Source organism: Arthrobacter sp. E3 (assembly GCF_017353415.1).
In the GTDB taxonomy this organism is placed as follows: Bacteria; Actinomycetota; Actinomycetes; order Actinomycetales; family Micrococcaceae; genus Specibacter.
The window spans coordinates 12365-27334 of record NZ_JAFMPX010000045.1 but is presented as its reverse complement, the minus strand read 5'-3'; the positions used below and the strand labels follow the sequence as shown (position 1 = coordinate 27334).

Here is a 14970-nt window from a genome sequence, read left to right as displayed (position 1 = left end):
ACCACTCCTCATCCGTCAGGTCCGAGGGATAGGGACGCGGAGCCGAAACATCCTTCATGATTCAATGCTGGACCTGCAGCCTGGGATAGTCACCCGGAAAACACCACAGGCTTTCCCAACACGTTCTTAGGCAATAAGGTCACCTCAGGTCCTCAGCAGCTTCGGTCGCTGCATCGGCCTGACACGTTGAAACGCCGTCAGCTGCGCCGACCAACAACACTGCTCAGCGATAGCGCGCTACTCACCAACGGCAAGGACGACCCTAACCTTGCCGCAGAAATCAGGACTGAGATTGAATCTGCAGATTCCGTTGACCTACTCTGTGCGTTCATCCGCTGGACGGGCATCCGCCTCTTGGACTCAGCACTCCTAGGCTTCGAGGAACGCGGTGGAAAACTGCGGGTCATCACCACCACGTACATGGGCGCCACCGAGCGACGGGCCATCGACCACCTGGTCAACGAGTACGGGGCAGAGGTCAAGATCAGCTACGAGACGCAGTCCACCAGGCTTCATGCAAAAGCCTGGCTGTTCCGCCGCAACACGGGGTTCGACACCGCCTACGTCGGCAGCTCCAACCTGAGCCAAGCAGCCATGTTGGATGGGCTGGAATGGAACGTCAGGCTCTCCAACGTTGGAACGCCCGCCCTGCTTCAGAAGTTTGGCATCACCTTTGACAGCTATTGGGAGCAGCGGGCCTTTCAGAGCTATGATCCGGAGCTGGACGCCGACAAGCTCGATGCGGCACTCGCACGCAACGGCGGCAAGTTCACGGCCGCGCCGAACACCCTTACCGGCCTGGAAATCCAGCCATTTCTCCACCAGGAAGAGATGCTCGAGGACCTGGAAGCTGAGCGTGCCAAGGGTTTTCACCGGAACCTGCTCGTTGCGGCAACAGGCACAGGAAAAACAGTCATTGCCGCACTCGACTACAAACAACTGTGCGAAGTCGCCGGACGCCAACTTTCACTGCTTTTCGTCGCCCACCGCAAGGAAATCCTGCAACAGTCAATGACGACCTACCGAAACGTCATGCAGGACGGCGCCTTCGGCGAGCTCTACGTCGGAGAGCACAAGCCCAAGCTCTGGAAGCATGTCTTCGCCAGCGTCCAGTCACTTTCTGCCAAAGGCATCGGTGATTTGCCTGCAGACCGTTTCGACGTCGTCGTGATTGACGAGTTCCACCATTCGGCAGCGCCCACCTACCGAAAGCTCATTGACCATCTCGAACCCATGGAACTTTTGGGGCTCACGGCTACACCCGAGCGCGGCGATGGTATCCATGTTGCGGATGAGTTCTTCGAGGGACGCACCGCCAGCGAGCTGCGACTGTGGGACGCACTGGACGCGGACCTGCTCGTTCCATTCCACTACTTTGGAGTCTCAGACGACGTCGACCTGAGCCACCTAGAGTGGAAGCGCGGCTCCTATGATCTTCAGCAGCTGAGTCAGCTCTACACCGGCAATGACGCACGAGCTGCAAAGGTCATCAGAGAGCTGAGGGACAAAGTCACGAGCACCTCGGAGATGCGCGCCATTGGATTCTGCGTTTCCGTTCAGCACGCCGTCTACATGGCTGAAGTGTTCAATAATGCCGGGATAGCCTCGGTCGCCGTGTCAGGCAAGACTGACGACGTCGAACGTGCCCTTGCGCTGAAAAGGCTGCGTAAGCGGGAGATCAACTGTATTTTCGCGGTCGACCTGTTCAACGAGGGCCTGGACCTGCCGCAGGTGGACACGATCCTGCTTCTGCGGCCCACTCAGAGTTCCACGATATTCATCCAGCAACTGGGACGCGGGCTGCGCCGTGCGCCCGACAAGGCGGTGTTGACTGTCCTTGACTTCATTGGGCAGCAACACCGAGAGTTCCGCTTCGATGTCCGGTACCGGGCACTGACCGGATACGGGAAGAAACAGCTGACGAAAGCCGTCGATGATGATTTTCCGTTCCTGCCGTCAGGCTCTCAGATCGTGCTTGACCGTGTAGCCAAGGAAGTCATTCTGACCAGTCTGAAGGCTCAGTTGAAATTGAACCGGCCGAGCTTGGTAAAGGACGTAAAGTCCTATGCTGAAGTGCTCCTTGCCGAATACTTGGCGAAGTCAGGGAATGACATCAAGACGATTTACCGCTCCACGAAAGACTCCTGGACCGGCTACCTGCGGAAAGCGAATTTGATTGAAGGATTCTCGCCTGCAGAATCCTTGATATCAGGCAAGCTCGACGAACTCACTTATGCGGGGGAGGCAAGGCTGCTATCCCGAATGGCAGCTCTCATCCACGTCGATGACCAGGAGAGAGCAGACGCATATTCAATGCTCGTATCCGCCGACGCCCCCGCGTACGACGACCTGACGCCGCGTGAACAAGTCTTCGCCAGGATGCTCTTCTATATCTTGTGGGACGATGCGGGAGGGTTTGCGTCCTATGATGCCGGGTTCAAGCATCTGCGAAGCTATCCCTTCGTTTGTGACGAAATCCAGCAGCTTGTCGCTTTGGCGGCAAAAGCCTCGAAGCGTGCTGGAAAGAGTCTGGGCATGGAATTGGCCGGCATCCCGTTGCTGTCGCACGCCACCTACCGACGCGAAGAAATTCTTGCCGCTCTGGAATTTGGTTCGTTGCAAAAGGGAAAGAACGTCAGCCACCGCGAGGGTGTTGCTTGGTGCCCGGAAACGAAGACGGATGCCTTCTTCGTCACTATGAACAAGGATGAAGCCAACCATTCGGCGACGACGATGTACAAGGACTATGCGATTAGCCCTGAACTATTTCACTGGGAATCTCAGAACGCGACATCGCCATCCAGCCCGACAGGACGACGCTATTTAGACCGTAAGTCGCATAGTTCACAGATCGTCCTGTTCACCAGAGAAACCGCAGAAGATGAGACCGGGCTGACCATGCCCTATACGTGCCTGGGTCAGGTTGACTACGTCCAGCACAAGGGTGAGAAGCCGATCGCCATCACTTGGAAGCTGCAAAGGGCGATGCCTGCTGATGTGTTTGCTGATGCAGCCGCAGTGGCGCAGTAGCTATTTCGGGATTTTGACGCCTACCCCGCATAGCCGCCGGCACGTACTTCCTCTCAGCAATTTCGACACGTTGACCCCACAACCACGTCACATACTGGCCGGTATCTGCGTACCATGCCACAGTATCCTTGTACCCCGTTTTTTAAAGGAGATCATGCTGTGAGCATTCGAGACAACACCAATCGCCGACTCAAAGAAGTTTTGGACATCATGGCCGCAGGATCGCGGCTGGATGCCAAGCCCAACGGCGGTGAGGTTTTGGCCGAAGCTGTTGCCCGAGTTCCGTTCACCGCGGAAGAATCCGAACTGCTCAGCGGCGGCATTCCCCGCGGCCACAAGAACCTCACCAAGGCTACGGCAATCCTCGTCAAGGCCAACTGGATGACCAAGGGTCGCACCGGCTGGGAGATCACTGACAACGGCTTGCGTGCCACCGTCGTGTTCAACACCGTGGACAAGCTCATTGAAGCTCTGGCAACAGGCGCTGAAGCCCCGGCTGACACCCCGCTCCCGGAAGCGTCCGCCGCAGAGCCGGCCGCCGAGACTCCGACGGCAGAGGCCACGGAAGCTGCCCCGTCTGACAACGGTGCCGCTGCACCTGCCGCCGAGGAAGCATCAACGGATGAGTCCGACGTCGTGCTGGATGACCAGCCCTCATCGGTGGCGTTGGCTGGAAACTTCGGCGCCGTGCTCGGTGCTGAGAACTGGGATCCGAGCAGCGACGCTGTCCAGATGGCGCTGGATCCTCAGCACGGCGTTTGGAAGCTCACCGCGGACCTGCCTGCCGGGCACTACAGCTACAAGGCAGTGGTTAACGGATCGTGGGATGAGAACTACGGTGCATTTGGTGCCATCGACGGCGCCAACCACGAGTTCTCCCACGACGGCGGACCCGTGACCTTCCACTACAACCACGCCACCAAGGACGTGCTGCGCGCCTAACCCACTGGTGCCGGCAAGTTCCAAGTTTGAATGACGGTCCAGGGACGGTCACCGAGACGTGCTCGGTGACCGTCCCTGTTTGGTGTGCAGCAACTGCTTGGCGTTCGTCGACGGTGGAGCACAAGTCGCGCCGGTTCGGCCAAGTCCAGCCGCCGGGCTAGCCTTGATGCATGACACAAGACGCGCAGGACTTCCAGCAGTTGCCTCTCTGGCAGGGCAAGGCGGAGAACCTGGTGGTGGAGGGCGACAACCTCTCCTACCTGCGCACGTTGCCGGATGAGCGTTTCCGGCTGATCTACATCGACCCGCCGTTCAACACCGGCAAGGTCCAAGCCCGCCAAAACATGACGAACGTGCGCAGTGAAACCGGCTCACGCGTTGGCTTTCAGGGTCGCAGCTACGAGACCATCAAGGGGCTGACGCTCAGCTATAACGACTCGTTCGGCGACTACTGGGAGTTCCTGGAACCCCGGCTGGAAGAGGCATGGCGCCTACTCGCCGACGACGGCACCCTCTACCTCCACCTCGACTACCGCGAAGTCCACTACGCCAAGGTCCTCCTCGACGCGCTCTTCGGCCGCGAGTGCTTCCTCAACGAGATCATCTGGGCCTATGACTACGGCGCCCGCGCCAAAAAGAAGTGGCCCGCCAAGCACGACAACATCCTCGTCTACGTCAAAAACCCCAAAACGTACTACTTCAACAGCAGCGAAGTGGACCGCGAACCGTACATGGCCCCCGGCCTCGTCACGCCCGAAAAAGTGGCGCTCGGTAAACTGCCCACCGACACCTGGTGGCACACAATCGTCTCACCCAACGGCCGCGAAAAAACCGGCTACCCCACCCAAAAACCGATCGGCATCCTGCGCCGCATCATCTCCGCGAGCAGCGAAAAGGGCGACTGGGTGCTCGACTTCTTCGGCGGCAGCGGCACCACCGGCGCCGCGGCCCTGGAACTCGAGCGCCGCTTCGTCCTGGTCGACCAAAACCCCGAGGCCATCGAGGTCATGCGCACCCGCCTTGGCCCCGGCATGGTCACGTTCATCAAGCACGACGCCGGCCAGTAGTTCCGCTGGCATCCTCGGCGTGCGCCGTGGTTTCGCAGGCGCCCGCGGCCCTCAGGCCCTCAGGCCTGCCGAGTAGGTTCAGCCGAGGGGGACCAGCCACTCCGCTGTGAGGTAGAGGAACGCGGCCAGGGTGAGTACTCCGGTGAGGATGGCAACGAGCCAGGGGGTCCGGCGTCGTGCCATGACTGCGAAGCCCAGCAGAGGCGGGAACGCCAGCATGGCCAGCGTGCCGATGTACCCCAAGACGCCCAAGGCAATTCCGGAAGCTGTCACTTGTCCATCGAGCGGGCCGGACACAAAAACGGTGGACACCAGGGCCAGCAGCACAATCGGATAGGCCAGCAGTAGCCAGCCAACAACGGTGATCAGCATGCCCCACCACAGTGAACGGGGCTTCTTGGCGGTGGCTGCTGGAGACTGGGCGTGTGAAGCGGGAAGGCGCTGGGACGGTATCTCGCGATGGGGACGGGGCATGGCTACATTTTGGCATGCCTTGCTGGGATCAACCCAAGTTGGACAACCAGCGGAACAAGAAATACAAAATGACGACGACGGTGGGGATGCCGGTGATCAGGGCTGCACGCCACATGGCACGTTCTCGGTAAATCACGGCCTGGCCCAGCAGATGCGGGGTGGCGATCATGCAGAACAGCAATATTGCGCCCAGAAACATGAGCCCGACGCGTGCAGGCGCGGCCATACCGGCTGAGGGATCCAGAACAGAGGCGAAGATCATCACCGACATGAGGATGATCGGCAAAATGACCACCACCCAGCCAATGAGCGACACCACGGTACCGGTGAGCTGGGAACGGGTCTGCGGCGAACTCTTGGTGCCAGGTGTCGGGTGGCTGGATGCGTCGGTCATGCTCCATTTGTACCAGCATTGGCTGAGGTCTTCCCTTCGGACCCGGCGATCGTCGGAATCTAGATTTTGGCGGTCTGAACTACCGAGATCCGCGTGGCAGCCGTGGCGTAACTCGACATCCTCGCTGCCCATGGGCAGAATGAAAGATCAGCTATCTGGAGGGGGAAGCAAGTGGCGTATCCCATGTCACGGGCGGTGTTGGGGGCGCAAACAGTCCCACTGCCCACATCCCCGGTGGTCTGGTCCGGCTATGTCCACAAGACTGTGCGGGCGTGCCTTTTGGTGGCGCTGCTGTGGGCGACGGCCGTGGCCATGTTGGGATTCTTCTCCCCGTTGGAGTTTAGAAGGATGTTCGAGGACGTGGCCCATTTTGTGCCCGCCTTGCTGTTCGTGATTGGTCTGGTGGGGGCTCTTGCCCTGGGCCACGAGATTGGCCATGCCTACAAGCATGTGTTGGGGTACGGGAACCTCAAACATGCTTCGGATCACCACGGCCATACTGTTTTGCCGCCCCGTGGACGGCGTTTGCTCCATGCGACGGTGCTGGTGGGGCTGCTGGGCGGAAGCGTAGTGGCAGCCGCCATTAGGGCGGCTGCCGCAGAGTGGCTGGGTTTCCTGTTGTTGGTGGGAATCGTTGTTGTGCTGCTTCTGCCCACCCTCAAGTTCACCCGGCTGGCCCTGATCGTGTGGAGGCAGGTAGAGGAAGATCGTCGCCAGCAGCAGGACATTGTGGCTGGTGGCGAACACACCATCGCCACGGTTGTGGCGGTGACGAACGAACAGTTCATTGTCGAGAACAAGGCAATGTTTCATGTGGAGTTGGAGTATACGGTGGGCGGGCAGCCTGAAACTGCCCAGATCCGCTTTTTTGACTTCCCGGTGTGGGCGCCTGCGGCTGGCAATGAGTTTGATGTGTGGTTTGACCCGGAACGGCCCTTCATGGATGACTTCACCCTGATTGAGCGCCGCTACGTGGGACAGGAATTCGTGCAGCTTGCCGAGGAACCCGTCCCCGGTCCGCACACCGGTGAGGCCGAGGTATCCCTGCTGCGCGAAATGGTGTCCGAACGCGCCCTCTCTCACTCCGAGGTGGCCAGTATGGCGAGGATTCCGCAGTGGATGGCGGATGAACCCCATTCCAGCGGACCCGCCACTCCACAGGCTGCCAGACGCACCCGCTTTCTGATCTGCATCCCGCCCAATTTGATTGCACTCCTGGCACTTCTCGGAACGTTGCTAGTCCCGTTGATGATCGAGGACGTTCCGTGGTGGACGCTCGCTGCGTTGTGGGTCTACACGGTGCTGACCCTTGTCAACGCCGCCATGTACTGGCAGTTCATGGTGCGCAGCCGGTGGTTCATCCGCTCCGGAGTGTCGTTTGGGGCAACTGAGGCCGCGGTTTTTGCCGGTTTCTTCGCTGCCGGTTTCGCCATGATCACCACCCGCTCGATGGTGTTCGGTCCGCTGAACCAAGAGGTGCAGTGGACGCCAGCGCATGTGCTGACGTGGGCTGCCGTGATTGGGGCACTGCTCGTTTTTGAATGGGCGTTTACAAGCAACTCCTGGGCGTTGAAGCACCTCAACGACGAATTCCCCGCCCCGCCGGAAGCCATTCAGGAAGCCCTGACCGGCCATGACCCCGACGGGATCGACCAGCTTGAACGCGACTACGGCTACCGCGCTGGAGTGTTCCTCTGCGATTAGCGCGGAAACAATCCCGCATTCCACTCGTTGCCCGCAGCCTTTGGTACGTTGGGAGAACTTCTATGAGGTGAGGTGGCTTGCATGGCAACAATCGTTTTGGTGCACGGGTTATGGTCTGATGGTTCCAGTTGGGCCCGGGTCATCACAGAGCTTCACACCATGGGGCACAAGCCGGTGGCGGCGCAGCTTGACCTGGAAACGTTCGACGGCGACGTCGCAGCCGTGCACCGCACCCTCGCCACCGTTGCGGGGCCGGTTCTGCTGGCCGGCTGGTCCTATGCCGGCGCCGTGATTGGCGAGGCCGCCCGCGAGCATCCCGAGGTCAAGGTGCTGGCCTATGTGGCCGCCTTCGCCCCGGCCGAAGGTGAATCCGTGAGTGAACTTTCGCGCCGCCACCGGGGCAGCCAGATTCCCGACCACGTGGTGGTGGCTGGCGACTACACCTACATGGGCAGGGACCACTTCGCGCAGGTGCTGGCCGCCGATGCCCCGGCAGACGCCGTCGTGGTTGCCGCAGTCACGCAGCGCATGGTGCGGATCGGGTTGGACAAGGTGAAAGTTGGCCCGCCCGCCTGGCTGGAGCTACCCTCGCACTATTTGGTGACCACCGCTGATCAGGCCGTTCCGCCGCAGCTGCAGCGCGAGATGGCGGCGCGCATGGGTGCCGTGGTGACCGAGCTGGATTCCAGCCACACACCACTCCTGTCCCACCCGCGCGAGGTGGCGCAGTTCCTGGACAGGGCCTGCACCGCCGCCGGGTTGACGGCGGACCAGGAGGACTCCGGGCAGAGGGCCGCGGAAATGACGGCGGGCCTGGAACGTTTCGTGACTGCGCAGGAAGACACGTACGACGACGTCAAGGCTGAGTTGGGTGCCGGGCACAAGCGAAGCCACTGGATGTGGTTCGTATTTCCGCAGGTCTCAGGCCTTGGCTCGAGCAAGATGGCCACGAGTCATGCCATTACATCGCTGGAGGAAGCGAAGGCCTACCTGGCGCACCCTGTCCTTGGGGCGCGGCTGCGGGAGTGTTCCAGGCTACTGCTCGACGGCAGTACCGACCGGGCAGGGGAGATCCTCGGTCGCGTGGATGCCATGAAACTTCGCTCCTCCATGACCCTTTTCAGCCACGCAGCGCCGGGCGAGGACATCTTCCAGCACGTTCTTGATCGTTTCTATGAAGGGTTCAAGGACCCGGCTACGGAAAAGATCCTCAAGGTATGGCGCTCGCAGCCTTGAGGTATGCGTCTTGAGGTATACGTCTAGATGCACAGCCTTGACGCACGGCATAGCCTAGTTCCATGACCGTCAACGACGCCGGACCACTCTCTTTCTACCCAACCCACCGCGTGCTGAACCAGCCGCCGCCGCGCGTGGACGTGAACGAGTTCAGCGAAAATACGCCGCTCGTTGAGTACCTTCACACCATCGGGGAAATCGAGACGCCCAACGCTGACGATGGAAGCGACGCGGGAACTGCTGGGGGAAGCAATGCCGAGGCGACCCGGGCGCTTGAGGCGACTGGCGCCGTCGTTGGTTCTGCGCAGTTTCAGGACGATGCCCGGCTGGCCCATAAAAACCCGCCAATCCTGCGCACGCACAGCAAGTATGGGCTGCGGATCGACGAGGTGGAATATCATCCCTCCTACCACCGCATCATCTCCCAGGCGGTGGCGGCTGGTGCACATACTTCGGCGTGGGCGAGTCCCGGCAAAGGGGCAAGCGCGCTGCGTGCGGCCCAGTTCATGCTGTTTGCGCAGGTGGAACCTGGCCATGCCTGCCCGATTTCCATGAGCCACGCGGCCGTCGAATCCATCGCGTTGGCCCCGGATGTGGCGGAGGAGTGGCTGCCGCGGCTGTACTCGCGCCAGTATGCGCCGGAACTGTCCGTCAATAAGCCCGGTGCCCTGTTCGGCATGGCCATGACGGAGAAGCAGGGCGGCTCGGATGTGCGCGCCAACACCACCCGCGCCGTGTCCGCAGGAGAGCACCACCTGCTGACGGGCCACAAGTGGTTTTGTTCGGCGCCGATGTCCGACGCATTTTTGATGCTGGCGCAGGACGACGCCGGCCTGGGCTGCTTTCTGGTGCCGCGGGTCTTGCCAGATGGCACTCGCAACACGTTCCTGCTCCAGCGTCTAAAGGACAAGGCAGGCAACCGTTCCAACGCTTCCGCCGAGGTGGAATTCGCCAACACTGTCGGATGGCGGATCGGAGATCCTGGCCGGGGTGTACGCGCCATCATGGGCATGGTGGGCCGGACCAGGCTCGACTGCGTGCTGGGCACGGCGGCCGGGATGCGCCAGTCTGTGGCCGAGGCCGTGTGGCACGCCCGGCACCGGCACGCCTTTGGCGCCCACCTGATCGATCAGCCGGCCATGACCAACGTGCTCGCGGACCTGGCGCTGGAATCGGAGGCCGCGACCGCCGTCGGCCTGCGCCTTGCCCGTGCCTTTGATAACGACGCCGGAGCAACAGAGCTCGCGTTCCGCCGCCTGGCGACTGCGGTCACCAAATATTGGGTGTGCAAGCGGGGGCCGAATCATGCCTATGAGGCGATGGAATGCCTGGGTGGCAACGGCTATATTGAGGACTTTCCACTGGCCATGCGCTACCGCGAGCAGCCGGTCATGGCCATTTGGGAGGGGACAGGCAACGTGATTGGGTTGGATGTGCTGCGGGCCATGTCCACCGAACCGGAGTCCGTGGAAGCGTTCTTTGATGAGCTTCGGCTGGCGGCTGGCGCGCATCCGGTGTTTGACGATTTTGCGGCCCGGTTGAAGGAAGAGCTTGCACCGATGCGCGCGGTGCCGCAGGAATTTGCCGGGCAGGCGCGTAACGTGGTGGAAAAGCTGGCACTCGCATTGCAGGCGTCGCTGCTGCTGCGTTTTGCGCCAGCGGAAGTCTCCGACGCGTTTGTCGTTTCGCGCCTGGGGGCTGACCGATCATTTAACTACGGCACTTTGCCGAATTCGTCCGATTTGGCCGGGATTCTGGCCCGGGCGTAAAGAAAGGGTCTGCGAATGAACGTCCCCGCGATTTCACCAAAAGCCCCAGCCCTCGGTGGCCGCGCCATTTTGCGGCAACGCTGGAGTGAGGCGACCTTTCTACACTGGAGAGTCGATCCGAGCGTTGTCGAAAAGTACATGCCTGAGGGCTGCAGCCCCGATACGATGGGCGGAACCACGTGGGTGGGACTCATCTCTTTTCAGATGTCCAAGAGTTCGTTCTTTGGCAGCCCCAGCATTCCGTGGCTCGGTGACTTCCCTGAAGTTAACGTCCGCCTGTATTCCATCGATGAACAGGGCCGTCGAGGGGTTGTGTTTCTCAGTCTTGAGGCATCACATCTCGTGCCGGTGCTCATCGCTCGGGCAGCTTTTGGGCTGAATTATCGGTGGGCCTCCATGAAACTGAGTCAGCGCGATGGGAAAGTGGCGTACCGCACCAAGCGGCACGGCCAACCGGGCGCAGCCTCCCACATCATTGTGCGTCCGGGCTGTGACCCAGCGGCAAATGCTGCGCTCGCAGCCGATCCGGTAGCTACTTTTTTGACGGCCCGGTGGGGTTTCCATGAAACCCGTCTCGGGCGCACCCTTTACGCGCGAAACCACCACGAGCCGTGGCCGCTGCAGCACGCCGAGCTCCTGTATCTAGAAGACGGGCTGCTGGCTGCGGCCGGCTTGGAAGGGTTGGCCGGGCGTGCCCCGGATTCGGTTCTGTACGCCAGTGACGTGACTACCGTGTTCGCATCACCGCAGCGGCTCGTCCGGGCTGGCCGGCGACGCGCGAGCGACGAGGGGGGCAGGAAGAAGCCTCCAGCGGTCGCCCCCGCTTGCTAGAGCCATCGGAACGTTGCGTCCCGGCTTCGGTAAGCCACGCCGTCGTGCTTCTGGTTGATACTGCAGCTGATGCGGGTGCGCCGCCATCTCACCCGCATCAGCTGCAGTATGAACGGTCGCGCCGGCGGATCGGGCTAGGAAGCCACCGGTACCCGGCACGCATTCTCCTGGGAGATCCGGCGCAACAGCGCCCACACCAGCAAGCCGATGGAGATGCCCGCAAGCACGGGCTGGACAGGTTCAAAGAACGTCATGGCCCCGGAGGAACCCAACGCGAGCAGCACCAATTTGTTGCAGACGGGGCAGCCGACGGCGAAGAACGTCAAAAATGACGCGAACACGCCGGACTTGTTCGTACTGCCTGTGCTGGTGATGGGGGAGGCCACATAGGTTGCCACCAGCAGGCCGGTCAGCAGTGAGCTGATGCCAAGAGCTGTGTAGGACCACCAGGTGGGTGGTATCTCGCGGCTGAAGAAGCTGTTGGGTATGAGCACTGTCGGGATGGCCACCACAATGTAGACCGCCACAGCGGCTGTGGCGCCGGCCACCCAGCGCCGCAGCGGCCACTGGCGCAAATTGCCAGAAATCGTGAGCATGTCAGCTCCCATCCGGTGTGCTGCCGTGCATGCCGGCCTGCACGCTGCGCGCGCGTTCCGCCCGATGCGTGCGCCACAGGTACAGACCACCCACCGCCAGCAGCACAGCCAGCGCAACAAGTCCGAATACCAGGTTGGAGGCCTTTGCTGACCGGGCCACAACCCACGATTCCGCAGCATACTGCGCATCGATCGAAAGCAATCCGCCCAACGAGGAGGTGCCTTGCGTGGCCAGCAACAGCACACCAATGCCGATCGAGAGCACGCCGGACACCACCATCCACACGGAATTCTCCCAACGGCCCAACCGGAAGCGCCGCGGCTTCAGCCACGCCCGCTCGCCCAGCCGCAACCGCGTCCACAGTAGTGACAGGATCCCCAACGGCAGCACCATGCCGAACGCAAAGATAGCCAGCATGATCCCGCCATAGAGTGGATTCCCGCGCGCCGCGGCCACGGCCAGCACGGACCCCAGGATGGGCCCCGCACACACCCCGGCCACGCCGTACACCGAGCCCAGCACAAACACCGAAACGGCTGAAGTCCCGTCAGCGCCGGAGCCACGGCTCAGCCCGGTGAACTCAACCCCGATGATCTGCAGCACTCCAATCAACATGACGATGGCAGCTGCCACCGTAATCAGCCAGCCGCGGTTCTGCATCACCAAGGCCCCAACCCATCCGGCCAGGAGCCCCAACGGCACCAACGTGGTCAGCAGACCTGCGTAAAACAGGACAGTGCGTCCCAGCAGTTTTCCGGGACTGGCAAACGCATAGGCAAAAAAGGCTGGCAGCAGCATGACAGAGCACGGGCTCAACAAGGTCAGCATTCCGCCAAGGAAAGCCCCCGTGTATCCAATGTCCATGGTCTATTTCGCCTGGGCCAATGCTGCGTCAATGACCTGGGAGAAGATCTCCATGGGCTGCGCTCCGGGGATGGCTTCATTGTTTATGACGAACGTGGGCGTGCTGTTGAGCCCCAGCTGGGTCCCCTCGGACAAGTCAGCCTGCACCTTTGCCGTCAGTTCGGGGCTCTTCATGTCCACGGTGAACTTCGCCAAGTCCGGAATGCCAATCTGCTGGGCGAAACCCAAGAGCGCCTGCTCGGACAGATCTGCCTTGCCCTTCTCCGGGGCAGCAGCGTAGACGGCCTCGTTGAACTGCCAGAACAGTCCCTGCTCGCCTGCAGCCCGGGCCGCCACGGCCGCACTCATCGAGGTGCCGCCCAATACGGGCAGATCTCGCCACTCAATGCGCAGCCGGCCCGTGTCCACGTACTTCTTAATGATCTCGGGCTGGGTCTTGCGGGCATAGACACCGCAGAACGGGCAGCGGTAGTCCGAATATTCGATCATGACAACCTGTGCATCGCCGGCGCCCATCGCCACGGGGTCATTGGCGGTGCGATGTTCCAAGTTCAGTGCTGCGGCCGATTCTGCGGAAGCAGCTGATGCTGCAGGGGCGTCCGCTTCGTCCAAGCGGGTCTTCTGGGCGGCGGCGCCAACAAATACAACTGTTAAAACAACCACAACACCCAACACCAGCGCCAAGAGGATGTTCCGGGATTTCTTCGTTTTCATGGGGAAACTTTCAAGATTGTGCAAGCGCGGCCAGTCGCGGCCGGGCGGGAAGCGCGGACCGGTGACTGCGCACCGTGCATATATATAAGGACACGTTCGACGTCGGGCACCCGCCCTTGGCTGTTCACCTCAAGGTGGGCGCTGGCGTGCCTTTGTCTAAGTCCGTACGATCCCAAGATCCAGATGTGTCAATGCGGCAGGAGTCCGGCCGGAGAACTGATCTGCCGTTTCTTCCGCTCGGGCTGAGGCGAACAGCCCGGTGCAGCCGCTGACCGGGGGGTGATGCAGGTGCGCCTGCGAGGGCGGCACGGCATTGCGCTCCACCCGAACCTTGTCTCGTCCGGGAATGCAGGACGGAGGTGCGTGGCCGACGGCATCTGCGAAGGTGTCAGCTGCAAAGGTGTCAGCGCCGGATCCGGGCAAGGCCGGCGACGCGCTGATCGAGGTGGCCTGTTCAGTGGGGGAGGCGTGGGCGCCCGTACATCCGATGGCCACCAGCATAAAGGCGGCAAACGCCAGGATGAGGGCTTGGGCGCCAAGGCGGGGCCGAGCACCGATGTGTTGCATTCGGTCTCACCCCTTGCTGTTGGTTTTTCCAGGGCATCATCCCGGCGCAATTCCACCCACTATACGTGAGCGCCCTGGCTGACCCCCGCGAGCCGACATGCCCGGGAGTCAGCGGAGAACAGTAAATGTTATGTCGCAATGTAAAAGACAAAATCCGCGAGAATTCAACGTTCTCCATGAATTTCACAGCCTCAGTCCACACTAAAGTGATGCACCTCTCAGTAATAAGTGGCATAGAAGTTGTGGGCATGTATACTAAGACGTAGTTGTAGTGTTGCGTTTTTTGTAGTTGAAGCGACGCCGTCCCTTTTGGGAAGACGTCGCTTTTCTGGAGAAGCGGACTTACACCGTACACGGAGGCCCGAAGGTCGGGCGGAATCTCCAACTTCAGAAGGAAATAGAAATAATGGCAACAGGTACCGTCAAGTGGTTCAACGCTGAAAAGGGCTTCGGCTTCATCTCACCCGATGACCAGTCCCAGGACGTTTTCGCGCACTACTCCGCGATCAACTCCTCAGGCTACCGCTCCCTCGAAGAGAACCAGAAGGTTTCCTTCGATGTTGAGCAGGGTCCGAAGGGTCCTCAGGCAGTCAACATCCAGGCTATCTAATTCTAAAGAAAACGTGTGGGCAACCACGCATTCTTTAGTCCTTAGGGCTTGAGCAAACAGGGCTCGGGATTTATCCCGGGCCCTGTTTGTGTTTAAAATATGACTGCTGTGAGAGTTTATCCAGCGCTCCACCGGCGCTGTTCGCGGCTGAGGGGCTCACCATGTGGCACC

Annotated in this window: 14 protein-coding genes; 8 read left to right on the top strand and 6 right to left on the bottom strand. The window is 61.0% G+C overall.

The annotated features are described in order from the left end of the window. Positions 1-186 precede the first annotated feature (186 nt). The 3 genes from JMA46_RS14995 to JMA46_RS14985 all read left to right on the top strand — a co-directional run bounded on the left by JMA46_RS14995 (position 187) and on the right by JMA46_RS14985 (position 5039). Positions 187-3030: a DEAD/DEAH box helicase gene (locus tag JMA46_RS14995; RefSeq protein ID WP_247647345.1), complete on the top strand. Its 2844-nt coding sequence runs from the start codon at positions 187-189 to the stop codon at positions 3028-3030. Positions 3031-3189: 159 nt separating this feature from the next. Then, entirely contained in the window at positions 3190-3972 is a 783-nt protein-coding gene (locus JMA46_RS14990) for a glycosidase (RefSeq protein ID WP_348770189.1), read from the top strand. A gap of 170 nt (positions 3973-4142) precedes the next feature. Next, positions 4143-5039 carry a DNA methyltransferase gene (locus JMA46_RS14985; protein ID WP_207346152.1) on the top strand — a complete coding sequence of 299 codons (897 nt, stop codon included), beginning with the start codon at positions 4143-4145 and terminating at the stop codon, positions 5037-5039. Positions 5040-5117: 78 nt separating this feature from the next. Here the strand turns inward: JMA46_RS14985 and JMA46_RS14980 are convergent, their stop codons facing one another. Both JMA46_RS14980 and JMA46_RS14975 read right to left on the bottom strand, forming a co-directional pair. Continuing rightward, positions 5118-5513 (bottom strand): hypothetical protein, encoded by a 396-nt coding sequence (locus tag JMA46_RS14980; RefSeq protein ID WP_207346151.1) that lies wholly within the window; start codon positions 5511-5513, stop codon positions 5118-5120. Between the two features lie 28 nt (positions 5514-5541). Then, positions 5542-5907: a hypothetical protein gene (locus tag JMA46_RS14975; RefSeq protein ID WP_207346150.1), complete on the bottom strand. Its 366-nt coding sequence runs from the start codon at positions 5905-5907 to the stop codon at positions 5542-5544. A gap of 171 nt (positions 5908-6078) precedes the next feature. Between JMA46_RS14975 and JMA46_RS14970 the strand changes: the two genes are divergently transcribed. The 4 genes from JMA46_RS14970 to JMA46_RS14955 all read left to right on the top strand — a co-directional run bounded on the left by JMA46_RS14970 (position 6079) and on the right by JMA46_RS14955 (position 11447). After that, on the top strand, positions 6079-7611 hold the full coding sequence (locus JMA46_RS14970) for a hypothetical protein (RefSeq protein WP_207346149.1): 1533 nt from the start codon (positions 6079-6081) through the stop codon (positions 7609-7611). Positions 7612-7692: 81 nt separating this feature from the next. Further along, positions 7693-8847 (top strand): alpha/beta fold hydrolase, encoded by a 1155-nt coding sequence (locus JMA46_RS17665; RefSeq protein WP_207346148.1) that lies wholly within the window; start codon positions 7693-7695, stop codon positions 8845-8847. Positions 8848-8909: 62 nt separating this feature from the next. Then, the gene (locus JMA46_RS14960) at positions 8910-10616 is read left to right on the top strand and encodes an acyl-CoA dehydrogenase family protein (RefSeq protein ID WP_207346147.1); all 1707 of its coding nucleotides are present in this window, start codon (positions 8910-8912) and stop codon (positions 10614-10616) included. 15 nt (positions 10617-10631) lie between these two features. Next, entirely contained in the window at positions 10632-11447 is an 816-nt protein-coding gene (locus JMA46_RS14955) for a DUF2071 domain-containing protein (protein ID WP_207346146.1), read from the top strand. A gap of 134 nt (positions 11448-11581) precedes the next feature. Here the strand turns inward: JMA46_RS14955 and JMA46_RS14950 are convergent, their stop codons facing one another. The 4 genes from JMA46_RS14950 to JMA46_RS14935 all read right to left on the bottom strand — a co-directional run bounded on the left by JMA46_RS14950 (position 11582) and on the right by JMA46_RS14935 (position 14189). Further along, entirely contained in the window at positions 11582-12043 is a 462-nt protein-coding gene (locus JMA46_RS14950; RefSeq protein WP_207346145.1) for a hypothetical protein, read from the bottom strand. A 1-nt stretch (position 12044) separates the two neighbouring features. Next, the gene (locus JMA46_RS14945; protein WP_207346144.1) at positions 12045-12908 is read right to left on the bottom strand and encodes a cytochrome c biogenesis CcdA family protein; all 864 of its coding nucleotides are present in this window, start codon (positions 12906-12908) and stop codon (positions 12045-12047) included. 3 nt (positions 12909-12911) lie between these two features. Next, positions 12912-13622, bottom strand: a complete 711-nt coding sequence (locus tag JMA46_RS14940; protein WP_207346143.1) for a thioredoxin domain-containing protein — start codon at positions 13620-13622, stop codon at positions 12912-12914. 156 nt (positions 13623-13778) lie between these two features. After that, positions 13779-14189, bottom strand: a complete 411-nt coding sequence (locus JMA46_RS14935) for a hypothetical protein (protein ID WP_207346142.1) — start codon at positions 14187-14189, stop codon at positions 13779-13781. Between the two features lie 406 nt (positions 14190-14595). On the opposite strand from JMA46_RS14935, the gene JMA46_RS14930 reads away from it, so the two are divergent. Next, on the top strand, positions 14596-14799 hold the full coding sequence (locus JMA46_RS14930; protein ID WP_038467205.1) for a cold-shock protein: 204 nt from the start codon (positions 14596-14598) through the stop codon (positions 14797-14799). The last annotated feature ends 171 nt before the right edge of the window (positions 14800-14970 follow it).